The sequence below is a fragment of the Paraburkholderia pallida genome (assembly GCF_004524855.1).
In the GTDB taxonomy this organism is placed as follows: domain Bacteria; phylum Pseudomonadota; class Gammaproteobacteria; order Burkholderiales; family Burkholderiaceae; genus Paraburkholderia; species Paraburkholderia oxyphila.
In genome coordinates, this window is record NZ_CP038150.1 from 1,245,504 (window position 1) to 1,269,405 (window position 23,902).

16 protein-coding genes, 2 pseudogenes and 1 riboswitch are annotated in these 23,902 nt (G+C 64.3%); of the genes and pseudogenes, 6 read left to right on the top strand and 12 right to left on the bottom strand.

The window, feature by feature from the left end; genetic code table 11:
• Positions 1 to 63: 63 nt before the first annotated feature.
• From E1956_RS32105 to E1956_RS32125, 5 genes and pseudogenes are all read right to left on the bottom strand, one after another.
• Complete coding sequence (locus E1956_RS32105; RefSeq protein ID WP_134756796.1) at positions 64 to 429, bottom strand: hypothetical protein; 366 nt, start codon at positions 427 to 429, stop codon at positions 64 to 66.
• A gap of 260 nt (positions 430 to 689) precedes the next feature.
• Positions 690 to 1,217: pseudogene (locus tag E1956_RS32110) on the bottom strand (P1 family peptidase); the annotation flags it as partial.
• Positions 1,218 to 1,303: 86 nt separating this feature from the next.
• Positions 1,304 to 2,350, bottom strand: a complete 1,047-nt coding sequence (locus tag E1956_RS32115) for an isoaspartyl peptidase/L-asparaginase family protein (protein ID WP_134756798.1) — start codon at positions 2,348 to 2,350, stop codon at positions 1,304 to 1,306.
• On the bottom strand, positions 2,347 to 3,327 hold the full coding sequence (locus E1956_RS32120; RefSeq protein ID WP_134756800.1) for a MurR/RpiR family transcriptional regulator: 981 nt from the start codon (positions 3,325 to 3,327) through the stop codon (positions 2,347 to 2,349). Before E1956_RS32120 ends, E1956_RS32115 begins: the two co-directional genes overlap by 4 nt.
• Positions 3,328 to 3,558: 231 nt before the next feature.
• Positions 3,559 to 4,638, bottom strand: coding sequence for a tartrate dehydrogenase (locus tag E1956_RS32125; protein WP_134756802.1), 1,080 nt, complete (start codon positions 4,636 to 4,638; stop codon positions 3,559 to 3,561).
• A 983-nt stretch (positions 4,639 to 5,621) separates the two neighbouring features.
• A riboswitch (cobalamin riboswitch) is annotated at positions 5,622 to 5,817 on the top strand.
• Between the two features lie 90 nt (positions 5,818 to 5,907).
• On the opposite strand from E1956_RS32125, the gene E1956_RS32130 reads away from it, so the two are divergent.
• On the top strand, positions 5,908 to 7,974 hold the full coding sequence (locus tag E1956_RS32130; RefSeq protein WP_232071920.1) for a TonB-dependent receptor domain-containing protein: 2,067 nt from the start codon (positions 5,908 to 5,910) through the stop codon (positions 7,972 to 7,974).
• A 40-nt stretch (positions 7,975 to 8,014) separates the two neighbouring features.
• On the opposite strand, the gene punR is transcribed toward E1956_RS32130, so the two are convergent.
• A complete protein-coding gene (gene punR / locus E1956_RS32135) occupies positions 8,015 to 8,917 on the bottom strand; it encodes a DNA-binding transcriptional activator PunR (protein ID WP_134756804.1) in 903 nt (300 codons plus the stop codon).
• Positions 8,918 to 9,048: 131 nt separating this feature from the next.
• Here punR and E1956_RS32140 point away from each other — a divergent pair, with 131 nt between their 5' ends.
• Positions 9,049 to 9,489, top strand: a complete 441-nt coding sequence (locus E1956_RS32140; RefSeq protein WP_133195743.1) for a DMT family transporter — start codon at positions 9,049 to 9,051, stop codon at positions 9,487 to 9,489.
• Between the two features lie 203 nt (positions 9,490 to 9,692).
• Here the strand turns inward: E1956_RS32140 and E1956_RS47510 are convergent, their stop codons facing one another.
• Positions 9,693 to 10,385: an H-NS histone family protein gene (locus E1956_RS47510; RefSeq protein ID WP_269467646.1), complete on the bottom strand. Its 693-nt coding sequence runs from the start codon at positions 10,383 to 10,385 to the stop codon at positions 9,693 to 9,695.
• A gap of 790 nt (positions 10,386 to 11,175) precedes the next feature.
• Here E1956_RS47510 and E1956_RS32150 point away from each other — a divergent pair.
• The gene (locus E1956_RS32150; RefSeq protein WP_134756806.1) at positions 11,176 to 12,426 is read left to right on the top strand and encodes an MFS transporter; all 1,251 of its coding nucleotides are present in this window, start codon (positions 11,176 to 11,178) and stop codon (positions 12,424 to 12,426) included.
• Between the two features lie 112 nt (positions 12,427 to 12,538).
• Here E1956_RS32150 and phbB read toward each other — a convergent pair whose 3' ends face one another.
• The 3 genes from phbB to phaP all read right to left on the bottom strand — a co-directional run bounded on the left by phbB (position 12,539) and on the right by phaP (position 15,534).
• Positions 12,539 to 13,282 (bottom strand): acetoacetyl-CoA reductase, encoded by a 744-nt coding sequence (gene phbB, locus E1956_RS32155; protein ID WP_134756808.1) that lies wholly within the window; start codon positions 13,280 to 13,282, stop codon positions 12,539 to 12,541.
• A gap of 244 nt (positions 13,283 to 13,526) precedes the next feature.
• Entirely contained in the window at positions 13,527 to 14,708 is a 1,182-nt protein-coding gene (locus E1956_RS32160) for an acetyl-CoA C-acetyltransferase (protein ID WP_134756810.1), read from the bottom strand.
• A gap of 277 nt (positions 14,709 to 14,985) precedes the next feature.
• Positions 14,986 to 15,534, bottom strand: coding sequence for a TIGR01841 family phasin (phaP, locus tag E1956_RS32165; RefSeq protein WP_134756812.1), 549 nt, complete (start codon positions 15,532 to 15,534; stop codon positions 14,986 to 14,988).
• 701 nt (positions 15,535 to 16,235) lie between these two features.
• Here phaP and E1956_RS32170 point away from each other — a divergent pair.
• A complete protein-coding gene (locus tag E1956_RS32170) occupies positions 16,236 to 17,240 on the top strand; it encodes a helix-turn-helix domain-containing protein (protein WP_232071922.1) in 1,005 nt (334 codons plus the stop codon).
• A gap of 60 nt (positions 17,241 to 17,300) precedes the next feature.
• Here the strand turns inward: E1956_RS32170 and E1956_RS47075 are convergent, their stop codons facing one another.
• Positions 17,301 to 18,491, bottom strand: coding sequence for a c-type cytochrome (locus E1956_RS47075; protein ID WP_335930023.1), 1,191 nt, complete (start codon positions 18,489 to 18,491; stop codon positions 17,301 to 17,303).
• A pseudogene (locus E1956_RS47430) lies at positions 18,480 to 18,833 on the bottom strand (c-type cytochrome); the annotation flags it as partial. The gene E1956_RS47075 and the pseudogene E1956_RS47430, both read right to left, overlap by 12 nt.
• 322 nt (positions 18,834 to 19,155) lie before the next feature.
• Between E1956_RS47430 and E1956_RS32180 the strand changes: the two are divergent.
• Both E1956_RS32180 and E1956_RS32185 read left to right on the top strand, forming a co-directional pair.
• Positions 19,156 to 20,808, top strand: coding sequence for an alkaline phosphatase family protein (locus tag E1956_RS32180; RefSeq protein ID WP_134756816.1), 1,653 nt, complete (start codon positions 19,156 to 19,158; stop codon positions 20,806 to 20,808).
• 165 nt (positions 20,809 to 20,973) lie between these two features.
• On the top strand, positions 20,974 to 23,352 hold the full coding sequence (locus tag E1956_RS32185; RefSeq protein WP_134756818.1) for a DNA polymerase II: 2,379 nt from the start codon (positions 20,974 to 20,976) through the stop codon (positions 23,350 to 23,352).
• The last annotated feature ends 550 nt before the right edge of the window (positions 23,353 to 23,902 follow it).

The following is a 23,902-nucleotide window of genomic DNA, read 5'->3' on the forward strand; positions in this document are numbered from 1 at the left end:
ATGCATGCCCGTCGCCAGCGCCCCTGAAGAGCGCCCTTGGCGGAGCGCCCTCGGCGACAATGCTCAACGCGCTCGTACAGGCTCGCGCCCCCGTACGCGAACCATTGCGTCAACCGCAGCCGCCAGGTCTGAATCGAGCTGGGGCCATCTGTCCACGACAACCACGGGCCCGCGGCGAGGCTTGTGGGACATTGCTCCGGACAAGCCGGCAGGCGGCGACGATGTGCCGCCATAGCGAAATACGCGCGCGCGGCCGGGCACGACCTCCTCGGCCACGTGAACGATCCCCGCTTCGAGCCAGAGGCGCAGGACCGCGCGCACGCTGCGGGCATCGGCCTTGACCCGCATCGCCAGTTCCGTGGCCGTGCCGCAAATCCCCTCTTGCATCACATCGATCAGGCGCGCAGCGACCTCCCCTTTCTCACGCATGTTGGTCTCCTTGTGAGTACCTGCCTCGAAGCCGGGAATGGCAGGCGTTCTCGATAGGTTCCCCGGCCGACGCGCGCGATCGTATTTTCGATCGGACACGCGTGGGGCAACGCTAACCGCAAAGAGCCATCAAGCGTCTCAAAAAGAAGCACTCCTTTAGCTTTGCGCAAGATATTAGGACACGCGCGCCGCGTCGCGGATCGAGGCACGGCTTTGGGTGAACGACAGCGTATGGGCGCTCGCACGGCCGCCTGCTTCTTTCACGCGACGTCGCGCAACGCGAGACGCACGTGGCCGTCGCGGCCATGCACCGTCGTGGCTTGCCACAAGGCGTCGAGGATAGACTGCTCGACGCAGTCCGCGCTCGCCTGGAACAGCGGGTCGAGATGCGCGTCGGCGAGAAGCGGCGGCAGGCGGAACAGCGGCGCATCGTGCGGCAACGTGTAAGCCGTGCTGAACGCCATGGCTATGTCGCCGCTGCCGTGGCCATAGCAGGACCCCGTGCGGGCGAGCCCCGCAGCGGCACGCATCGACACGCGGCGCAACTGCCGCGCATCCAGCGGCGCATCGAGCGCGATCAGCATGATGATCGATCCTTTCTCGGGCTCGGTGTGCTTGCCATCGCTCGCGTGACGCTCCGCCAGCCTGCGCCCAAGCGGCACGCCCGCGACGGTGAGCATGGGCAGGCGGCCGAAGTTCGCGAGCACGAGCACGCCCTCGCGGACTTCGATCACACGGCGGGACGGCAAGACGATACCGGTCCCGGCACGCGCGCCCGCCTGTGCGTCGGCGCCTGAATGCATCTGCACGATTTGGACTCGTGCATTTATAGCGCAGGGACCACTCCCCCTCGAGTTGCCCCGCAAGTGCTGCTTTATCGATAAATCGCCACGACGGGTGCGTCTCCCACGCGGGCATAGCCACGATACATGCCCTCGGTATTGAAGGGCAGCGTGACATTGCCGCGCGCATCGACCGCGATCAAACCGCCCCGTCCATCGATGCGCGGCAGCCGCTCCATCACGACGTTCGCCGCGGCGTCGGCGAGCGTCGCGCCGCCATAGCGCATCTGCGCAGCAACGTCGTAGGCCGCGACCATGCGCATGAACATCTCGCCCGAGCCGGTCGTGGAGACGGCGCAGGTAGCGTCGTCGGCGTAGCAGCCCGCGCCGATCAGCGGCGAGTCGCCCACGCGGCCCGGCTGCTTGTTGGTGACGCCGCCCGTCGAGGTGGCGGCAGCGAGATGCCCGTGAGCGTCGAGCGCGACCGCGCCCACCGTGCCGTGCTTGCGGTTCGGATCGATCGGCTCGTGCGGCAGGCCGCCATCGCCGGCTGCGGTCTGGTCCGCCGATTTGTCTGCCGCGCGGTCTGCCGCCTTGTCCAACGCTTTGTCCACCCCAGCCGCGAGCGTCGCGCCGTCATGGTCGAGCATCGCGCGCTGCGCACCGCGCGCGAGCAGCCACTGCCGGTGGCGCGCGTCGGTATGAAAATAGCCGAGCTCGACGAATTCGAGCCCCTGCGCTGCCGCGAACGCTTCCGCGCCCTCACCCGTGAACAGCACGTGCTCGCTGTGCTCGAGCACGCGGCGCGCGGCGAGCACGGGATTGCGCACGCGCTTCACGCAGCACACCGCGCCGGCTTCGAGCGTGCGGCCGTCCATGATCGATGCGTCCAGCTCATGCGTGCCCGCCGCCGTGAAGACCGAGCCGTGGCCCGCGTTGAAGAATGGGCAGTCCTCGAGCAGGCGCACCGCTTCGGTGACCGCGTCGAGCGCGCTGCCGCCATCGGCGAGAATCTGTTGCCCGGCCGCCAGAATGCCGCTCAGCGCGGCGAGGTATTGGGCTTCGGTTTCGGCGGCCATCGCGGTGCGCAGGATCGTGCCCGCTCCGCCGTGAATGGCAATGACTGGGCTGGCGTTCATGACTTGCTCCTGGAGCGCGAAGTTTCGCGGGGGGATGGGTTCGAAGGCGCCGCTGCCGGGAGGCTCGCGGCCGCCGACACGGCGGACTCGGGCGTCAGCCAGGGCAGCACCGACTCGGTGATGGTGGCCGCGGCCTCGACCGAATGTTTCGCGCGCAAGGCCACGGCGTCGCACAACGCCTCGATCACGGCCAGCACCGCAGCCTCCGAGTTCGCGGCGAGCCGGCGTTCCGCGCGCACCAGCAGCGTCAGGTCGGCAAAGCGCGCGAGCGGCGAATCGCTGCTGTCGGTGAGCGCGAGCACACGCACGCCCAGATGCGCGGCGCGGCGCGAGAGCTTGATGGTGTCGTCGACGTAACGGGGAAACGCGATGCCGATCAGGAGGTCGTCGCTGCCGGCGCCGAAGAGCCGGCGCGCGGCGTGCGTCGGGCCACCGATGGTGGACAGCGTCTGCACGTTGTCGAGGTAGGGCAGCAGCGCGAGCTCCATGAGTCCCGCCAGAAATGCGCTCGTGCCGGAGCCCACGATAAAGACACGCCGCGCCTTCATGATGGCGTCGACGGCGGCGGCCGCCGCGGCGCTGTCGATCGACTGGCGCGAAGCACGGAGGTTGACTTCGGCCTGCTCAAGCGAGGCGCCGAACAGCTCGGCGCCGCTCGTAGGCGACTCCTGCGCCGTGCGCAGCCGCTCGACCGGCGCGAGCGTGGCCTCGAAGCCGCGCACGAGCGCCTCGCGAAACGCGGGATAGCCGTCGAAGCCCAGCGCGCGCGCGAAGCGGTTGGCCGTGGCCACCGAGGCGCCCACGGCGTGCGCGAGCTCGTCGATGCGCATGGTCGCCGACTGGAACAGATTGGCGAGCACATACTCGGCCATGCGCCGATGGCCAGGCGTGAGGTCCGGCATCGCCGCGTTCAGGCGCGCGACGATTTCGGCATCAGGTGAATCGGACGTCAGCGGATGGGGTGACCGTGCGGCCATGGGGAACCTGGGCGTGTCAGCATAACGATGTAAATATAATTACACGCCAGCCCTCATCTGAAAATTCGTTTTCATCGAGACAAGGGTTTATCCCAGGTAAGCCATTCGTAAAAACGCCCGGGTTCCTCATCGGAACACCGGGCGTCTGGACATCTTCGCAACACCTTCAAAGCACTTTCACGAACGCGCGTCGGGCGCGCTCAGTTGGGGCTCACAGCGAGCTGCAGCGGCTCACAGCGCGGCGGCCACGGCCTTGCCCACGTCGGCCGTCTTCGCTGCACCGCCCATGTCCGGCGTGCGCGGGCCTTCCACGAGCACCTTCTCGATTGCCTGCATGATCGCGTCGTGGGCGGCCTTGAACTGCTCGTCGCCGTTGCCGAGGAAGTCGAGCATCATCGCGCCCGACCAGATCATCGCGATCGGGTTGGCGATTTCCTTGCCGAAGATGTCGGGCGCCGAGCCGTGTACCGGCTCGAACAGCGACGGGAACTTGCGCTCCGGGTTCAGGTTCGCCGATGCCGCGAGGCCGATCGTGCCCGTGCAGGCGGGGCCGAGGTCGGAAAGGATGTCGCCGAACAGGTTCGATGCCACCACCACGTCGAAGCGGTCCGGCTGCAGCACGAAGCGCGCGCAGAGGATGTCGATGTGCTGTTTGTCCCACTTCACGTCCGGGTAGGCTTCGCCCATCGCGGCCACGCGCTCGTCCCAGTAGGGCATGCTGATCGAGATGCCGTTGGACTTCGTGGCGGCCGTGAGCTTCTTGCGGCCGCGCTGGTTCGCGAGCTCGAACGCGTATTTCAGGATGCGGTCCACGCCTTGGCGCGTGAACACCGACTCCTGCAGCACGAATTCGCGGTCCGTGCCCTCGAACATCTTGCCGCCCACCGAGCTGTACTCGCCCTCGGTGTTCTCGCGCACCACGAAGAAGTCGATGTCGCCGGGCTTGCGGTTGGCGAGCGGGCACGGCACGCCGGGCAGCAGGCGCACGGGGCGCAGGTTCACGTACTGGTCGAATTCGCGGCGGAACTTGAGGAGCGAGCCCCACAGCGAGATGTGATCGGGCACCTTGTCGGGCCAGCCCACGGCGCCGAAGTAAATGGCGTCGAAGCCCTTGAGCGTAGCGAACCAGTCGTCGGGCATCATCTTGCCGTGCTCGAGATAGTAGTCGCAGCTCGCCCAGTCGAAGTGCGTGAATTCGATCTTCAGGCCGAACTTCGCGGCCGCCGCCTCCACCACGCGCACGCCCTCGGGCATCACTTCCAGGCCGATGCCGTCGCCGGGAATCGCCGCGATCTTGAAGGTCTTGCTCATGTCTCGTTCTCCGTTGCCTGGCACGCCTGGATTGGCGCGCTCTCCGTGACTGCAAGGATGCCTCAAAGGAGGCTGGAGATAAGCCCCCGACGTGTGGAGACATTGAACACGAAATGTGAATAATCGGGGGGCATGGCTGGGGCGGCCAGCTGCGCCCTTTCAAGCGAGGCTTGGCTGCTTGTCTGGCAGGACGGCTCTGAGTATTTAATCTGAAATCTTGTTTTCGCGGTGGTCCGCGAGCGTTGCCCCTGTGCGGGGCGGCACCTACTTTTCTTTGCAGCCGCAAAGAAAAGTAGGCAAAAGAAAGCGGCTCAAACCGCTAGTGTGACGCCGTCCCCCTCTGCCCTGTATATCGGAGCGGCTCCGGGGCATCCGTCACCCCGCACACTCCGCCTTAGTGACAAGGGGCTCATTCTTCCCGCCACGCGCTACGCACGGGCGGAAGGGGCTGCAAGGAAAACCGGGTGGGCTGCCTGACGAATACGCGGGAGTGCTGCCGCCTAATATGTTGAATTCCTACTAATGCGCAAAAGCGCCTCCATGTAAATCCACTGGAGTCCTACCGATTTTCGAGAGTGCTTCCATGAAAATACGCTGGAGCCCTACGAGTACGCGTACATCCCCATGGTTTTGGAAATGCCCTACGGCGCGCGCAGCGCCGCCGGATGGATGAACCCTTAGTCACTCCGGCGAGTAGCAAGTGGTGGCAGACGCCCCGGAGCCGCTCCGCTATAAGGCGAGTGGGGGACTGCGTCACACTGGCGGTTTGAGCGGCTTTCTTTTGCCTACTTTTCTTTGCCGCGGCAAAGAAAAGTAGGTGCCGCCCCGCACAGGGGCAACGCCTGCGGCCCGCCGCGAATACAAGTTAAGGCCAACGCGCCAAAAAACCCACACCAAACCAGCGTGCGACGAGCCGCACAGGCTCAAAGAACATTTTCGCAACGCCCAATCCGCAATGAGTTGACGCGCGCAAGGCGCGCCCCTTACCCTTGCGCCCTGATGGTTCCCGGCGACGGGATCAAAAGGGAACGCAGTGGGCGCACATGCGCCACGAGTCTGCGGCTGCCCCCGCAACTGTGAGCGGCGAGTCCATGCCGAACGTGCCACTGGGAAACCGGGAAGGCCGGCAAGGGGCGTCGACCCGCGAGCCAGGAGACCTGCCATCGACCGAGGTCCAAGCAGCCGCAAGGGGCGGGGTGTCCCGAAGCGCCAGCACCGCATGCATGCGGTCGCCCGTTGCATGGACAGCCCGACCTCAGGATCAGTCGCATGTCCACCACCATGATTGAAACGGTTCCCGCGCAGAGAACCCGCCGCCGCGTTGCCGGCACTTACCCGATTTCCGGCCCTGCCAACCAAGATGTCCGCCGGACCACGCTGCGCCCACTCGCGGCCGCCTGCGCCTTCGCTGCATGCGCATGGCACGGCGCGTACGCCGCCGACGGCGCGCCACCGGCGCCGCTATCGCCCGCCGAAGCTTCCAGCACTTCAGCCACTTCCGCCGACGACACCGGCACCACGCTGCCGAACATTCTCGTGGTGGGCGACACGCAACATCTGCCGCAATCGTTCGACCAGCGCTACGCGAGCACCCAGGTGCTCACACGCGAGGACCTCGACCGCCTCTCGCCCGCCGACCCGAGCATCACGCAGGCGCTCGCGACGCTGCCGGGCGTGACCGTCTCGCAGAGCGGCGGTCCGGGCTCGCTGACCTCGGTGAGCATTCGCGGCTCGGCGGGCAATCAGGTCGCGGTCTTCATCGACGGCATTCGCGTGGGCTCCGTCACGACCGGCGAGGCCGAGTGGGCCGATCTGCCAACGGAGGCGTTCGACCGCGTCGAGGTGATCTCGGGCCCGGCCGCCGCCTCGTTCGGCGCGGACGCCGTGGGCGGCGTCGTGCAACTTTTCACGCGTCACGCGTCGAACCTGCCGAATCAGACGACGGTTTCGTTCGGCGGCGGGTCCAACAAGACCTTCGACACGCAGTTGCGCACCTCCGGCACCGTGCCATCGACGGGACCGCTCGCGGCGCTTGGCGGCCTCACCTACTCGCTCGGGCTGCACGACTACAACACGGCAGGCATCGACGCGACACGCCCCTGGGCCTACGGCCACGAGGACGGCCGCAATCCGTATCACGCGCAGGACGTGAATGGGCGGCTCGGCTACGCGCGCGACAACTGGTCGATTTCCACGTTCGCGCTGTATCACCGCTCCGATCTTTCCTATGACAATGCGGGCGGCAACGACCGGCAAGCCGATTATCAATTGACGACCGGCGTCGCGTTCCACCTCGACATCACGCCGTTTACGCAATTCGACCAGTCCGTGGGTTACGCAACCGATCGGCAATTCATCTACTCGAACGATCCCACGATACCGACTGACGAATTCAACTCGACGCGTTTTTCCACCTCGACCTCGATCACGCATCAGGAGACCGGCCACACGCTGTTCGGGCTGCCGCTTTCGGGCGAAACCAAGCTCGCCTACGACTTCTCGCGCGAGCTGGCATTTCTGCCCGTCGATGTCCCGAGCGGCCTGCCCGCACGCAACGACTCCGCCGTCTCGCTGCACCAGTCCACCACCCTTGGCGACGTGACGCTGTTCCTCGCCGGGCGCCACGAGATCGTCCAGGGGCAGAGCGTCAATACCGGCAACGCCGCGCTCTCGTGGGCGATCACGCCGGTCTACACGGCGCGCGTTTCGTACGGCAACGCATTCCGCCTGCCGACGTTCAACGACCTCTATTACCCGGGCTACGCGAACCCCAATCTCCAGCCCGAGCGCAGCGACAGCGTCGAGGCGGCGCTCGACGCCAACACGTCGTTCGGCACCTTCACGGCGGCGATATACGACACCCGCGTGCACGACCTGATTACCTACGATTCGCAGACCTTTCTGCCGGTGAACGTCGGGCGGGCGCACATCCAGGGGATCGACCTCTCGTACAAGGGCACGCTCGGCAAGTCCACGCCCGTGAGTCTCGCGGTCGGCATTCTGAATCCGCAGGACGTGACCGACCAGACCTGGCTGAACCGCCGCCCGCGGCAGACCGTGAGCCTCAGCGTCGACCACACGTGGGACGAATTCAATCTCCATGCATTGAGCACCGGCGTCTCGCTGCTCTACGGCGGCTCGACCTATGACGATCAATTCAATACGCTCTATTTACCGTCGTATACAACGGTGAGCCTGCGAGCCTCGTATAAGGTGAATACGCACCTGATGCTGTCCGCCTCGCTATCGAATCTGTTCAACCGGCAATACATGACTGCCTACGGCTATAACACGCTGGGCCGGACGGCATTCGGGAAACTCACTTATACGTTCTGATGCCAGGCGGTGCGCCGCTCGCGCGGCGCACCGCCTGCACTCACGAAATCCACTCGGCGTGCAGTTTCTCGGTCTCGCCCAGATAGTCGAGCACCCAGCGCAGCACGGGTGGCGTTTTCTGGCCGTACCATGCAACGCAGCATGGGCTAGGCGTCTTGGGATGCGCGATCGCCTTCTCGATCAGGCGGCCGGACTCGACGAAGGGCCGCGCGAGATGCACGGGCATATAGCCGACGCCAAGCCCTTCCACGAAACAGTTGATGGCGCGCTGCCAGTCCGGCACCACGAGCCGCCGCTGGCCGGGCAGCAGCCAGGTGTCGCGGCGCGGAATTTCGCGCGAGGTATCTTCCAGACAAATCGCCGGAAACGTGGCGAGCACCTCATTGGTCAGCGGCGACTGGGCAGCGGCGAGCGGATGATTCGGACTCACGAGAAACGCCCACTCGATCGCCCCCATGTCGCGAAAGCAGAATTCCCCGCCAACGGGCACCGCCGTCGTCGCACCGATCGCAATATCGGCGCGCCCCGTGGCGAGCGCCTCCCACACGCCGTTGAACACCTCGATGCGCACGATCAGCTCCACGTTGTCGAAGTGCCGGTAAAAATCGGCCATCAACGCGTTGATGCGATGACTCGACACGATATTGTCTAACGCAATGGAAAGACTCGGCTGCCAGCCATTGGCCACGCGCAGCGTTTCGCGGCGAATTTCCTCTATTTTGTTCAGGACGCCCCGCGCTTCGTTCACGAAATGCTGCCCGGCTTCGGTGGGCACCACGTTGCGATGCAAGCGCCGGAATAGCACGACGCCCAGTTCCTCTTCAATGTTGCGCACCGCGTAACTCACGGCCGAGGGCACCCGGTGCAGCGTCCTGGCTGCGGCGGTAAAGCTGCCGGTTCGCGCGATCAGCTCGATGAGCTGGAGCGACTCGATAGACAGCACTTCACGTCTCCTTGCTGTGAATTCCTTTGAAGGCACGCGTGAAAATATACCGTTTCACGTTCGATCCGCGCAGATCGATACTGTTACGGGCAGTATTTGAACAACAACGCGGTTTTTAGAGCGGAGGAATTATGGCAAACAACGTAATTGGACTTGGCGCCATCGCGGCGCTCGGTGGCTGCGCGGTCGCCCTGCAAGGGCAATTCATGGGGCTCATGGCAAAGAGCATTGGCACGACCGGCGGCATTTTCGTGAATTACATCAGTGGCGCCGTGCTGGCGATCGTGCTGCTGGCCGCGGCTCAAGGCGGGAGCCTCAAGGCGTGGACCGAGGTGCCGTGGTATGCGCTTTCGGCAGGCGCACTCGGTCTCGTCATTGCAGGATCGATCGGTTATACCGCTTCGCGTCTCGGGCTCACGACGGCGTTTACCATCATCGTGGCCACGCAATTCGCCGTGTCGGTCATGCTCGATCACTTCGGCTGGCTTGGCGCCACCGCACGCCCGCTCGAAATGACGCGCGTCCTGGGCGTGGGCGCAATCATTACCGGTGTCTGGCTGACCTCGAAATGAGAGCAAGGCCGGCTGAAATAATCAGGCCCGCCATTGCAAAAATGTAAAGCGAGGATTCTTGAACGGCCGCGATGAAAAACGTCGGCGGCGAATGCTTTGCGGTGAAAACCGTAGCCGGCGTTGCGCCGCTCCTCGTGGGAATCAGCGCAACGCCGGCTGTGGCCAGGCGGCTTTATCGGGCCGCCGGATCAAACACGCTTCTATCAGGCTGCGGCCGGTGCCGGTGCAGCAGGAGCCGGCGCTGCGGCGGCACGTGCCTTGCGTGCAACCGTCTTGCGCGGCGCAGCGGCCTTCTTCGCGGGTACGCCTTTCTTGCGACCGCGCTTGGCCGCGACGGGCGTGGCGGCACGACCGGCCGTGGTCTTTTTCGCGGTGGCGGTTTTTGCGCCGGCCTTTTTCGCAGCCGCGGCCTTCTTCGCGCCGGCGGTTTTAGCCGATGCCGCCTTGGGCGCCGCGCCTGCCTCGATCAGGAATTTCGAACGGTCTTTGACGTCGCGAATCCAGGCCGGCGCACGGCCGCGCCCGGTCCAGGTTGCGCCGGTTTTCGGATCGGCGTATTTCGGCGCGACCGGATGCGCATTGGGATGCAGCGCTTTTGCTGCGCCATTTGCAGCCTTGGCGCCCGGCTTCCGGCCACGCCTTTTCCCGACGAAGCTCTCGATATCGGCAAGGTTCAAACCGTGCTTGTGCATCAGATCGCGAATTTTTGCGAGCCCGATGGACGATTGCTTTTCGGCAATCGCTTCCGCCTGTTTCTGCAGCTTTGCGATCTTTTGCGTGATCGCGTCCAACGTAACCATACTCTTTCTCCCTGTCAGGAATTCACCCCCAAGCAACCGTTTAAACTTCGTTTGCATGTCGAAGTTTGGCTTGGCCCATTTAGGCAATGCCGTCATGGCACATACAATTATGTACGCAAAACGGCAATACATGCAAATTGGCTGCTATTAGCGTGCGCATTCGCAGATCAATCGCGACGATTTCGAAGCCGAATTCTTCCGAATCCTTTCATTCGATGACACGAGTCGAGGCGATTGCCGGAACCCGATCCGCACGCGGCACATTTGAGATTCACGATACGGGCTTTGAAAAAGCCGCGCTTGCCGCGAGACAATCCAGGTCCACCGAATGACATGCGGTGCTTTTAGCCAATTGCAAGAGCAAACGATTAGCTTTCGTGCGTGCGAAAGATTACACGTCATTTCGAGAACGACGCGCGACCTCGGCAATTGCAAAGGCGCAGTCGTCCCGATCTAACCATTGCACGTTGGCATCACGATCGAGAAGCACGAGGTCAAACCATCGTTTGCGCCGCGCCCGGCGCAAATACGTCAGATCATCTAGAATGCGCAACCTGGCAGTCCGGCATCGTGCGCGCTATCCGTGTTTCGATTCCGACGCATTCCCGCGATACTGCCGCCGGTTTGCTCGACATGCGGCTCACCGTGCGGGTCCTTTCCGAACCTTGCACGCCATGCGTGCGGTCAGGGCCCGGCTTTAAAGACCGGCTTGCCCCTTTCCGAACCCGAACGGCCTCACTTGCGCGTACCCGCTAGGCGGTGCTGCACGATCCACGCCGTGCAATGTGCATCGCCAGGGCGTGGCGGATAACGAATGCGCGCGAGTTGTTACCGATAACATCCAGCACGCCGCGCAATTCGCGGCCCAGTTTTCTGAACGATAGACATGAGTGCACCCGTCGAATCTCCCATTCGCCCCGCTAGCCGCGCACACGACGCAGCTTCGCGCGACGCCGCCGTCGCCGCGCCCCTCGTCGAGCCGCCGCACGGACTCGCGCTTGCCGAGTTGTCCCTCGCGCTCGGCGGCTTCGCCATCGGCACGGCGGAATTCGCGGCCATGGGCATCCTGCCGGAGATGGCCGGCGACCTCCACGTCTCGATTCCGCAAGCGGGACACATGATCAGCGCCTATGCGGCCGGCGTTGTCGTCGGCGCGCCGCTCATCACGGTTGCGCTCGCGAGAATGCCCAGGCGCGCGCTGCTGATCGTCCTGATGCTGCTCTACGCCATCGGCAATGGCGCGACGGCGATCTTCCACAGCTATACGTTCGCGCTCGCGAGCCGCTTCATCGCAGGGCTGCCGCATGGCGCCTATTTCGGGCTTGCGGCGCTCGCCGCGGCGGCGCTCGTGCCGCCGCACAAACGCGGCGCCGCCATCGGCAAGGTGATGCTGGGCTTGAGCGTTGCCAACGTCATCGGCGTGCCGGCGGCCACGTGGCTCGGCCAGGCGCTGGGCTGGCAAGCCTGCTTTGCGGCGGTCGCCGTCATTGCGCTGATCACGGCGGGCATGATCGCCTGGTCGGTGCCGCGCCTGCCGATGTCGGGCAAGGCGAGTCCACTCACCGAGCTCGGCGCGCTCGGCCGCCCTCAGGTGCTGTTGACGCTGCTTGCTTCGGCGGTCGGCTTTGGCGGGATCTTTTCCGTCTACAGCTATGTGGCCTCCACGCTCACTCATGTGACGCAGATCGCCAGCTATCACGTGCCCTGGGCATTGGCGCTGATCGGGCTCGGGATGATTGCCGGCAACACCGCCTGCGGATGGCTCGCGGACCGCTGGCTCAAGCGGACCATGCTCGGCATGTACGCATTCACGGCGGCGGTATTGCTCGTGTTCGTGGTGGCCGCGCCGCACCTCTGGGCGATGCTGGCGATTCTCTTTTGCGTGGGGGCGGGGTCGGCCTGCACGCCGGCGTTCCAGTCGCGCCTGATGGACGTGGCGGGCGATGCGCAGTCGCTGGCGGCGGCGCTCAATCACAGCGCGTTCAATGTCGCCAACGCGGTGGGCGCCTGGTTGGGCGGGCTCGTGATCGCCGCCGGATTCGGATGGGTCGCTACGGGCTGGGTGGGCGCGATTCTCGCCGCGCTAGGGATAGGCGTGCTGCTGATTTCGTTCGGCCTCGAGCGCAGGGCGGCATAGACCGCCGTATCGCGCACGCAACGACCGGCGCCGGCTATGAAAGCCGGCGCCGGTCGCAGCGAAGCAAAGCGAGGGCCCGTTGAGTCTCATGACAGGCCCTCGCTGCCGCACATTACTGCATGTGCTGACCGCCGTTGATGGGGATGTTCGCGCCCGTGACGAAGCTGGCTTCGTCCGAGCACAGGAACAGCACGAGCGCGGCGACTTCTTCCGGATTGCCGAGGCGGCCCATCGGGATCTGCGGGATGATCTTCGTATCGAGAATCTCCTGCGGAATGGCGGTGACCATCTTCGTCGCGAGATAGCCCGGCGAAATCGTGTTCACCGTCACACCCTTACGGGCGACTTCCAGTGCGAGCGATTTCGTGAAGCCGTGCATGCCGGCCTTCGCCGCCGCATAGTTCGTCTGGCCCACGGCGCCCTTGGAGCCGTTCACCGACGAAATATTGATGATGCGGCCCCAGCCGAGCTCGACCATGCTGTCGCACAGCGGCTTCGCGATGTTGAAGATGGAGTCCAGGTTCGTGCGCAGGACCGCATCCCAATTGACCTTGTCCATCTTCTTGAAGGTCATGTCGCGCGTGATGCCGGCATTGTTGATCAGAATGTCGACAGGGCCGATTTCATTCTTGATCTTCTGCGAGCCGCGCTGGCACGAATCGTAGTCGGCGACGTCGATGGAATATGCGTGGAAATCGCGGCCCGTCTCCTTCATTCTGGCCAGCCAGTCCTTTGCGCCTGCGTTGTCCGGCGAGTGCGTGACGACGACCTTATAGCCTGCGTCGTACAGCCGTACGCTGATTGCCTCACCGAGACCGCCCATACCACCCGTTACCAATGCAATACGCTTAGTCATGCTATCTATCCGCGAGATAAAATTTCAGTGAATCGAGTGGCACGCCCTGATTGGAGCACCACCTCTTGCGTCGCCCGGCATCCTCGCACGCGAGGCGAAGTCTGCTCGGGCAAGATCGCGCGGCTTTTAGTGTCCGTCTTATCTTGCGCGAAACTTGTTCGGCCCGCCCGCTAATGCACGTTTCGTGCCTCGCGGGCGAACCTTATTACCTTAGTACTGCCTGGTCAGCCTTGCCGGGCTGCATTCAGGCGCGCTCGAGCGCGAGCGCCACGCCCATGCCGCCGCCGATGCACAGCGAAGCCAGGCCGCGCTTCGCGTCGCGGCGGTGCATTTCGTGCAGCAGCGTCACCAGAATGCGGCAACCCGATGCACCAATCGGGTGACCGATTGCAATCGCGCCGCCGTTCACGTTGATCTTCGACGTGTCCCAGCCCATCTGCTTGTTCACGGCCAGCGCCTGCGCCGCGAACGCCTCGTTGATCTCCATGAGATCGAGGTCGCTCGTCGACCAGCCTGCACGCTCGAGGCAGCGCTTCGAGGCCGGCACCGGACCCATGCCCATCACCTTCGGATCCACGCCGCCGGTTGCGTAGGCCTTGATGCGCGCGAGCGGCGTGAGGCCCAGCGCCTCGGCCTTCTTGCCCGACATCACCACCACCGCCGCCGCGCCGTCGTTCAGGCCCGAGGCATTGGCCGCCGTCACCGTGCCTTCTTTCGAGAAAGCAGGTTTCAGGCCAGCAAGCGATTCAGCGGTCACACCGTGACGCACGAACTCGTCGGTGTTGAAGAGGAGCGGCTCGCCCTTGCGCTGCGGAATCTCCACCGGCACGATTTCCGCGTCGAAGCGGCCCGCCTTCTGCGCGGCTTCCGCCTTGTTCTGCGAGAGCGCCGCGAACGCGTCCTGCTCTTCGCGCGTGATGCCGTATTCCTTCGCCACGTTCTCCGCGGTCACGCCCATGTGGTACTGGTTATAGACGTCCCACAGGCCGTCGACGATCATGCTGTCGATGAGCTTCGCATCGCCCATGCGGAAGCCGTCGCGCGAGCCCGGCAGCACATGCGGCGCCGCGCTCATGTTCTCCTGGCCGCCGGCCACGACGATCTCCGAATCGCCCGCAAGGATCGCGTTGGCCGCGAGCATCACGGCCTTCAGGCCCGAGCCGCAGACCTTGTTGATCGTCATCGCGGGCACGGCCGTGGGCAGCCCCGCCTTGATCGACGCCTGGCGCGCAACGTTCTGGCCCGAACCCGCGGTCAGCACCTGACCCATGATCACGTCGCTCACCAGCTCGGGCTTCACGCCCGCGCGCTCCAGCGCGGCCTTGATGACCAGCGCGCCCAGATCGGGCGCCGCAATCTTCGCAAGCGTTCCGCCGAATTTGCCGACCGCGGTACGTGCGGCCGAAACGATCACAATGTCAGTCAATTTCCACTCCTGCGTTAAAAGTACTCACGATGCCCGCGCGGTGAAACGCGACGGGAACCGCAGCGGCGCCACAGCAACTTCGCAATGAGCGTAGCTGCGTCCTGTCACACGAAGATGACAAATCAGAGAATGCGCGCAAATATTTTTTGCGCGACGAATAGGTATGAATTGAAAGCGAGGAATGGGGCGGGCGGCGCGCTGCAAGCGCGATGCGTCGGGATCCGTCGATATCCGATTGGCAGCCGCCCCGCGCCCTGAAGCGTGAGCGCCGTAGCGATCAGTTCGCAGCGTGCCCCGTTTGCGCGGCACGCTGCGTTGCGGCGGCAACCGTATCGAGCCGGCCCTGCGCAGCCTGGATGGCTTGACGCGTCAACGTGCGCACGGAATCGGCGGCGTTGCCGTAAGCCGCAAACGTCGTGTTCATTGCAGCGACAAACGGCTCCGAGCCCGCCGGCGCGCTTTGCGAGAAGCGCTCTGCCAATGCCTTGACGCACTGCTCTTGCCGCTCGGTTTGCGCCTGCGCCACTTCGGTCCATTCGGAATGGGCATGGGCCGCGATATCGAAGAGCTTGCGGCCATACGACATGGCCTTCGAAGCAGCCTGCTGCGATGCGTTCAACTGCTGCGTGAAAAGTTCCACCGGATTGCTGATTTGAAGCGTGCTCTTCAGCGCGGCTTCGTTGTCGGCGATGGCCGCGCGGGCCGTCTGAAGATTGAGCGCAATCGTGGCTTCGAAGCTCTCGAATGCTGGCTTGGCCAGGGCAAAAAACACCGCGACGCCCGATTCATAGTGGGCGCGGAGACGATCGGGGGCAGAAAATGTCACGGGCTCGGTCATCGGCTATGCCTCATGGTTAGTGATGCGAAACAGATTGAATTGAGGGCCGCCACCCAACACGGCCCTAAAACACGACGATCAGCAATGTTCGAAATGCGGACATTGCCGTGGCGATGAAATTAGAGAGTTGATTCTAAGCGGAGAATTTAACAATTTTGTGGAAGAAGGGTTAGGTACAAACCCTGGGATCCATGTCCACCGGATCATTTCTTGCGTTTGCAAGCTCAATCATTAGACGTGGCCAGCCATACAACAAGAAGCGTGCGCTCATCGCACACCGGCGCAACGCCCGCCGCACGGGGCTCCGCCGCCTGGAAGCCGTGAATTGGCAAGATGCGAGACTGCATCTGATTCGACCCCGACGCAATGCCGCTGGCAGAATAGCGTGCGGGTATAAGCATATTCCGTACTGATATATGTATTTTAAATAGAGTTCGTACAAAATCGGTACGGCGCATTGACTTCGAAAATATGAATATTAATGTTTCCCGAGCGATCGCCAGCCGGATAAACTGAAATCGCTATTTGAGGTTCCGCGCGCGCACCTCCAGCAACGCCCCTGCGCTGCCGATATACAAAGACAAAGCGGGCGCGTCGCGCGCGCGGATCGTTCCAGCCCAAGGCGCGTGGCGATCTGAAGCGCCTGCCCATTCAGTGACACTACCCGGATCGCCAGGCTCATTCGAATCGTGAAAACTGAATTCCCGCACGAACGCCCAACCGACGACCCGGCATCGCCGGGCTGTCTGCGCGACCGCTTCAGCACCGCGCATGAGGCGCCGCATCTGCAACTGCCCGCGTGGCGCCAGCGTCTCGGGCACTATCTCGACGTGCCGATCTCGCGGGCCGATCAGGCGCGCGGCTTTCACGGCACCATCGACGCCTGGCGCGGTGCCGATCTTGCGTTCGTGGATAGCCGCACCGATCCGGTATCGCAATCACGCTCCGCTGCCCGCATTTCCACCGACGCCATGCGCCAGTATGTTTTCCATGTGCTCGTCGAAGGCACGATCGAAACGCGCACGGGCACGCATCCGAAGCGCGTCGCCACGCAGTCGGAGCCCGGCATTCTCGCGCTGGACATGGGGCAGCCCATGCAGATGACGCGCACCGGCTGCCGCGTGCTGGCGTTCTTCCTGCCCCGCACGCTGCTCGCTTCCGTTCTGCCCGAGCCCGAATCGATTCATGGCAGCGTGATCGAATATCGCTCGCCCATCGCGCGTCTGATTCCCGCGCAGCTCGCGGACCTCGCACGCAGCATCCAGCACATGAGCGCGAGCGAATCGTGGGAGGCGATGCGCGCGTGCGCGCTCTTGATTGGCGCGGCGTTCGGCAAGGAGGCGGGGCTCACCGGCAACGCGCGCGCGGCGGTGCGGGCGGCGGCGTTTGCTCATGTGCGGCGTTATATCGACGAGAATCTGCACGAATCGGACCTGTCGCCCGAAAGCGTGTTGCGCGTATCGCAGCTATCGCGGCCCACGCTCTACCGCCTGTTCGAACACGAAGGCGGCCTCGCGGCCTATATCCGCAATCGCCGGCTCAGCCAGGCGGCCGAGGAGCTGCGCCGCTACCCTCACAAGGCCGTGGTCGAAATCGCCTATGGATTGGGCTTTAACAGCGCGTCGGATTTCAATCGCGCATTCCGGCGCGCCTATGAGATGTCGCCGCTCGATTTCCGGCAATTCAGCCTGTGAGGCGGCGACGCATCACCGCCGCGGCGGGCAGGACGTACCCTGCCGCCGCCCCCGAATGCCTCAAGGACTGCCAAGCAGATGGCCGTTCACCACCGTGCCATAAAGCGAGTTCGGCGTGTCGTGATACTTCGCGCGCGTCTGCGCGACCGAGCCCGTGAAGCGCGGGTCCTGCGGCCGCTCGTGGCTGTCCATGAACGTCGCGACATCCCACGCCTCCTGATCCGTCAACGTGCCGCCAAGACCCAGCGGCATATTCGCCTTGATGAAGCCGGCGGCGTTCTGGACCTCGTGCATGCCCGCGCCCCAGTTGAACGAACGCGCGCCCCATAGCGGCGGGAACACGGTCTGGCCATTGCTGTTCTTGCCCTGGCCGTCCGCGCCATGACACAACGCGCAATGCTGTGCATAAACCGCGGCGCCGCGTGCGTAATCCGCTTTCTGCGCGGGCGCAGGCAGCTTCGGATAGCCGCGGCCAGGCACTTTGCCGCCCACGGGCGCACCCGTGGCCAGCCAGTACGAGTAGCTTTCCAGCGCGACCAGCACCGGATCGCCGAGCGGCGGCGCCTTGCCGTTCATGCTGTAGTTGAAGCAGCCCTGCAACCGTTCCGCGAACGTGTTCACGTGCCCGTTCTTGCTGCGATAAGCGGGATACGAAACAAAGGCGGCCCACAGTGGGCCCGAATCGGCCTTGCGTCCCGCATCGATATGGCAATTCGCGCAGGTGAGCGAATTGCCCACGAATTTCCCTGCGTACTGGCCGGTGTGCCGGAAGATCTGCTCGCCGAGCTTCACCGATTTGCCGAAGTCGCCGTCCGGCATGGCGCTTTCCGGCGGCGGCTGGAATGACGCGGCGTGCTCGCTCGTAGCCGCCTGGGGTTGCGATGCGGCGGTCGCACCATTCGCTTCGGCCTGCGGCTGTTGCGCGTAATACAGCGCTATAGCGTGAATATCGGCGTCGTTCAGCTTGCTCGCAACGGCCGGCATCAGCGCTAGCGGGCCGGGCGGCCGCTTGCCGTTCTTCCATGCATTGAGCTGCGCCTCGATATAGGCCGCGGGTTGACCGGCCAGCGGCGGGAATGCGGTGCCGAGACCCGCGCCGCCCGGCCCATGACACTGCACGCAGGCGGGCAGGTCCTGCTGCCAGCGGCCGCGCGTGGCCAGCCAGGCGCCGCTATCGGAGGGCACGGCGTCGGAGGGATCTTGCGTGCGAATGCCCGGCGGCGCGCTCAGGCTGCTGAAATACTGCGCCACGGCAGTGCGCTCATTGGCCGACATATTCTTCGCGAGCGGCTGCATCACGCTATTTTCGCGGCTGCCGTCGGCGAACGCGGCGAGTTGCGCTTCGAAGTACCCCGCGCCCAGGCCGGCGAGCCGCGGGAAGCCCGCCGCGGCGTTGCCCTCGCCGTTCGCACCATGACAGCTGATGCATGCCGGAACGCCGTTGGCGCTGCCTTGCGTGGCGATCGTCCGGCCCAGCGGCGCGGACTGTGTTTGCTGCGCGTACGCGCCCGGTGCGGCCAGCGCCGCCAGCGCAATCGTCATCGCCAGCGCGGCTGCGCACCGTGTCGCTCGCGCGAATCTTGTGAATTGCATTGCGTCTCCCGATGGTTTTTCGCGTGACTCTTTCTCGTGTCCCGGCGCTATTTTCGCTCAACCTGCGCAATCGGCCCGGCGAACACGCCTCGCGCGACTCGAAGACACCCACCCGTGCTCGTCGACAGGCTCGTTTGCAAACGGTAGAGCTACGCGAGCCCGCATCCGTTGCGTGCGCATCCGTATGAGCGCCATGCGCATAATGCGAGTTGCGTGTAATAAAATGTAATTGAAAGTCATTATTCATCGCTTCGACGCAAAAAGTCTTCAAATTCCCACTTCATTTCGCGCGATTTCCCCCCACAAGCAAATGAGGTGAACGATGAAAACGGCACGGAGGTGGTCGGCGGGTCTGGTGGCGCTCAGCGCAATCGCACTCGCCATGGGTAGTGCAATCGCATCCGCACAGGAGAGCAAGGCAAGGGGCGTTCAGCACGTCTTGCTCATCAGCTTCGACGGCTTGCACGAACAGGACGTCGCGCGCTGCATCGGCGGCAATAGCTGCCCGAATCTCGCGCTGCTCGCCAAGTCGGGCGTCACGTATACGAACGCTTATACGCCTGGGCTTTCCGACTCGTTTCCGGGTCTCGCTGCGCTCGTGACGGGCGGCTCGCCCAAGACTGCGGGCCTTTTCTATGACGTCTCGTACGATCGCACGCTTTACGCGCCCAACGACACCGGTTGCGTGGGCAAGCAGGGCTGGAACGTCGTGTTCGACGAGACGACCGGCATCGACGCGGAAAACGGCGGCGCGCTCGTGCACCTCGACGGCGGCGGCGCATTCAATCCGCAGGCCATTCCGCGCGCGCGCCAGGGCGCAAAATGCGTGCCCGTGTTTCCGCACGATTACGTGAAGACGAACACGGTCTTCGAAGCCGTGAAGCAGAACCTGCCCGGCTCGTACACCGCCTGGGCCGACAAGCACGCATGGGGCTACGACTGGCTGAACGGCCCGTCGGGCCGCGGCGTGGACGATCTCGCGCGCACCGAGATCAATTCGATCGATCCGACCACGCAGACGAACTACCTCGACACCTACACGCACACCGAGAAGTTCGACGACTACCACGTGCAGGCGCTCATCAACGAGATCGGCGGCAAGGACTCCACGGGCACGCGCGACGAGCCGGTGCCCACGGTGTTCGGCACCAACTTCCAGACGCTGAGCGTGGCGCAAAAGGCCATCGTGACCTCGGGCGGCGGCTATCTCGACGCCGACTTCACACCGGGCACGCAGGTGAGCGGCGCGGTTACGTATCTCGACACCGCGCTCGGCCGCATCATTGCGGCGCTCAAGCAGCAGGATTTGTTTAAGTCGACGCTCATCATCGTCACCGCCAAGCACGGCCAGTCGCCCACCGATCACACGAAGCTCGTGAAGAACGGCGATACGCTCACCAAGCTGCTGGAAACGAGCAACTATCTCGATCCCAACGGCAACTTCGGCCAGAACAACACGAAGAGCGGCAACCTGAATGACGGCACGGGTCTGGTCGACACGGGCTTCGTGCAGACCGACGACGTGGGCCTTATCTGGTTGCGCGATCAATCGCAGCGCGCCGCCGCGGTCGCCACGCTCAAGCGCAACCTCTCGTGCAACGCGCCCGGCATCTGCGCGGACGGCCCGCGTGCGTACATCCTGAGCGGTCCCGAGCTGGTCGCGCGCTTCGGCGATCCGGCGCAAGGCCGCACGCCCGACATCATCGTGCAGCCGAACCCGGGCGTGATCTACACGTCGAGCAAGACGAAGGATGAAGAGCATGGCGGCAACGCGCCCGACGACAGCCACCTCGGCCTCGTCGTCTGGTATGCCGGCGTTCCTGACGGTGGCCGCGAGGTGCGAGAGCGCGTTCAGACCAAGCAGGTCGCGCCCACCATCCTGCGCGCGCTCAATCTCGATCCGAACCTGCTGCATGCGGTTGCGGTGGAAGGCACGCAGGTGCTGCCTGGACTCGGCCTGAAGTCCGACGAGTAACCCACGCGGCAACCGGGGCCGGCGCTTGACGCGAAGCGCCGGCCTTTCCATTTGGTCACGCATTACGCGCGTCGAATCACACCCAACCGCGCCTCGACCCGCACGGTCTCGCCGACGAGTGGCGTTACAATTTCGGCAGACACACCAGGCCTGCGGGTACGCACAGTGACCGAGCTTCAACCCGGCTTCGAGCCGGGCTTCATTCTGACGCGACATTGGCGCGACACGCCTCACCATACCGAAGTTGAATTCTGGCTGGCGACGCCCGATGGCCCGAGGCAACTGCGCCTGCGCGCGCAAACGTCGGTCGCTTTCGTGCCGGCCGCGCACCGCGAGACGGCGCTCGGCGCGCTCGAGAGCAGCAAGGGCGCCGAGCTTCGGCCCCTCGACCTCAAGGACTTCAGCCAGCGACCCGTGCTGGGCCTCTATGCGCCGCAATACCGACAGCTCACCGGCACGGCGAAGCGCCTGACGAAGGCGGGCGTGGACGTCTACGAAGCCGATATCCAGCCGCCCGAGCGCTACATGATGGAGCGCTTCATCACGGCGCCCGTGCTGTTTCGCGGCAGGCCGGACGCGAGCGGCCTGCTGCTGGACGCGGAGCTCAGGCCCGCCGCCGACTATCGCCCGACGCTCAGGCTCGTCTCGCTGGACATCGAAACGAGCGCGCAGGGCGAGCTCTATTCGATCGCGCTCGAAGGCTGCGGCCAACGCCAGGTCTTCATGCTCGCCCCCGAAAACGGCGACGCGAGCGGACTCGATTTCGACTTCGAGTACTGCGAGAGCCGCGCGCAGATGCTCACGCGCCTGAACGAATGGATGGCGCAGCACGACCCCGACGCCATCATTGGCTGGAACCTCGTGCAGTTCGATTTGCGCGTGCTGCACGCGCATTCGCAGCAAACTGGCGTGCCGCTGCGCCTCGGACGCGGCGGCGCCGTGATGGACTGGCGCGAGCATAGCGTCAACCAGAACCACTTTTTCGCGGGCGCGGCGGGGCGGCTCATCATCGACGGCATCGAGGCGCTGCGCTCGGCCACCTGGAGCTTTGCGTCGTTCAGCCTCGAATCGGTCGCGCAGGCGCTGCTGGGCGCCGGCAAGGCCATCGACAATCCGTATCAGCGCATGGACGAGATCCAGCGCCGCTTTGACGAAGACAAGCCCGCGCTGGCCCGCTACAACATCAAGGACTGCGAACTGGTCACGCGCATCTTCGAGAAAACCGAGCTGATCGCGTTCCTGCTCGAACGCGCCTCGGTCACGGGATTGCCCGCGGACCGCAACGGCGGCTCGGTCGCGGCGTTCACGCATCTCTATCTGCCGCGCATGCACCGGCTCGGCTACGTGGCGCCGAATCTCGGCGACGTGGTGGGCGAAAACAGTCCGGGTGGCTTCGTGATGGACTCGCGGCCGGGCCTCTACGACTCGGTGCTCGTGCTCGACTACAAGAGCCTCTATCCCTCGATCATCCGCACGTTTCTGATTGATCCTGTGGGGCTGATCGAAGGCCTGCGCGAGCCCGATGACGAGCACTCCGTGCCTGGCTTTCTGGGCGCGCGCTTTTCGCGTGGGATGCACTGCCTGCCGGAGATCGTGCGCCAGGTCTGGGAGGGCCGCGAAAATGCGAAGCGCCAGAAGAATGCGCCGCTTTCGCAGGCGCTGAAGATCATCATGAACGCGTTCTATGGCGTGCTTGGCTCGATGGGCTGCCGGTTCTTCGATCCGCGCCTTGCTTCGTCGATCACGATGCGCGGCCACGAGATCATGCGCAAGACGCGCGAGCTCATCGAGGCGCAGGGGTACGACGTCATTTATGGCGACACCGACTCCACCTTCGTGTGGCTCAAGCGCGCGCATACGGAAGAGGAGGCCACGCGCACGGGCCGCGCGCTGGTCGAGCACGTTAATCGATGGTGGAAGGCCGAGTTGCTTGAACGCTATGGTCTCGAGAGTGCACTGGAATTGCAGTTCGAGCGCCATTATTCGCGCTTTCTCATGCCCACCGTGCGCGGCGCGGAGGAAGGCAGCAAGAAGCGCTATGCGGGGCTTGCGCGCACCAGGGACGGCGGCGAGGAGGTGGTGTTCAAGGGGTTGGAGACCGTGCGCACCGACTGGACGCCGCTTGCTCAGCAATTCCAGCGCGAGTTGTATCGGCGCGTTTTCAAGCGCGAGCCGTATGCCGATTATGTGCGCGACTATGTGAAGCGCACGCTGGGCGGCGAGCTCGATGAGCAGCTTGTGTTCAGGAAGCGGCTGCGTCGGCCGCTTGGTGATTATCGGCGCAATGTGCCGCCTCATGTGCGTGCGGCGCGTGTCGCTGACGAATTTAATCGCGCGAAAGGCCGTCCGTTGCAGTATCAGAATGGCGGCTGGATCAGCTATGTCATGACGACGGTGGGACCTGAGCCGCTGGAGACGCTCAGCTCGCCGATCGATTATGGGTTCTATTTGAGCCGGCAGTTGCAGCCGGTGGCTGATGCTATTTTGCCGTTTCTGCGGGAGGAATTTGAAACGCTGATTTCTGGGCAGGCGAGTTTGTTTTAAAAGAACGCTCTTTTGGGCCGCTGGGCCGGCGTTGGCCTTAACTTGTTTTCGCGGCGGGCCGCAAGCGTTGCCCCTGTGCGGGGCGGCACCTACTTTTCTTTGCAGCCGCAAAGAAAAGTAGGCAAAAGAAAGCGGCTCAAACCGCTAGTGTGACGCCGTTCACCACTGCCCTGTCCATCGGAGCGGCTCCGGGGCATCCGTCGCCTCGCACACTCCGCGTTAGTGACAAGGGGCTCATCCTTCCCGCCGCGCGCTACGCGCGGGCGGAAGGGTCTGCATGGGAAACCGGGCGGGCGGGCGAATGCGCTGGGGGCCACCCGGTAAGTGCGCGAAGGTGCTGACCGGTAAATGCACTGGGGTTCTGACCGGCAAATGCGTTAGCGTGCTGATTGGTAAATGCGCGGGAGTGCTGACTGGTGAATGCACGGGCGTGCTGGCTGGCGAATGCGTGGGCGGGCGGCCGATCGAATACGCTGGAGTCCTACGAAAACGCGTGTGCCCCACCGGTTTTGGATATGCCCCACGGCGCGCGGAGCGCCGCCGGATGGAT

Bases quoted from the DNA above. Each gene is read 5' to 3' on its own strand.
- E1956_RS32125 (WP_134756802.1), bottom strand. From the start codon at position 4,638: ATGAGCAAGACCTTCAAGATCGCGGCGATTCCCGGCGACGGCATCGGC.
- E1956_RS32140 (WP_133195743.1), top strand. From the start codon at position 9,049: ATGGCAAACAACGTAATTGGACTTGGCGCCATCGCGGCGCTCGGTGGC.
- E1956_RS47510 (WP_269467646.1), bottom strand. From the start codon at position 10,385: ATGACGGCATTGCCTAAATGGGCCAAGCCAAACTTCGACATGCAAACG.
- E1956_RS32105 (WP_134756796.1), bottom strand. From the start codon at position 429: ATGCGTGAGAAAGGGGAGGTCGCTGCGCGCCTGATCGATGTGATGCAA.
- phbB (WP_134756808.1), bottom strand. From the start codon at position 13,282: ATGACTAAGCGTATTGCATTGGTAACGGGTGGTATGGGCGGTCTCGGT.
- E1956_RS32150 (WP_134756806.1), top strand. From the start codon at position 11,176: ATGAGTGCACCCGTCGAATCTCCCATTCGCCCCGCTAGCCGCGCACAC.
- E1956_RS32120 (WP_134756800.1), bottom strand. From the start codon at position 3,327: ATGGCCGCACGGTCACCCCATCCGCTGACGTCCGATTCACCTGATGCC.
- E1956_RS32180 (WP_134756816.1), top strand. From the start codon at position 19,156: ATGAAAACGGCACGGAGGTGGTCGGCGGGTCTGGTGGCGCTCAGCGCA.
- E1956_RS32130 (WP_232071920.1), top strand. From the start codon at position 5,908: ATGTCCACCACCATGATTGAAACGGTTCCCGCGCAGAGAACCCGCCGC.
- E1956_RS32115 (WP_134756798.1), bottom strand. From the start codon at position 2,350: ATGAACGCCAGCCCAGTCATTGCCATTCACGGCGGAGCGGGCACGATC.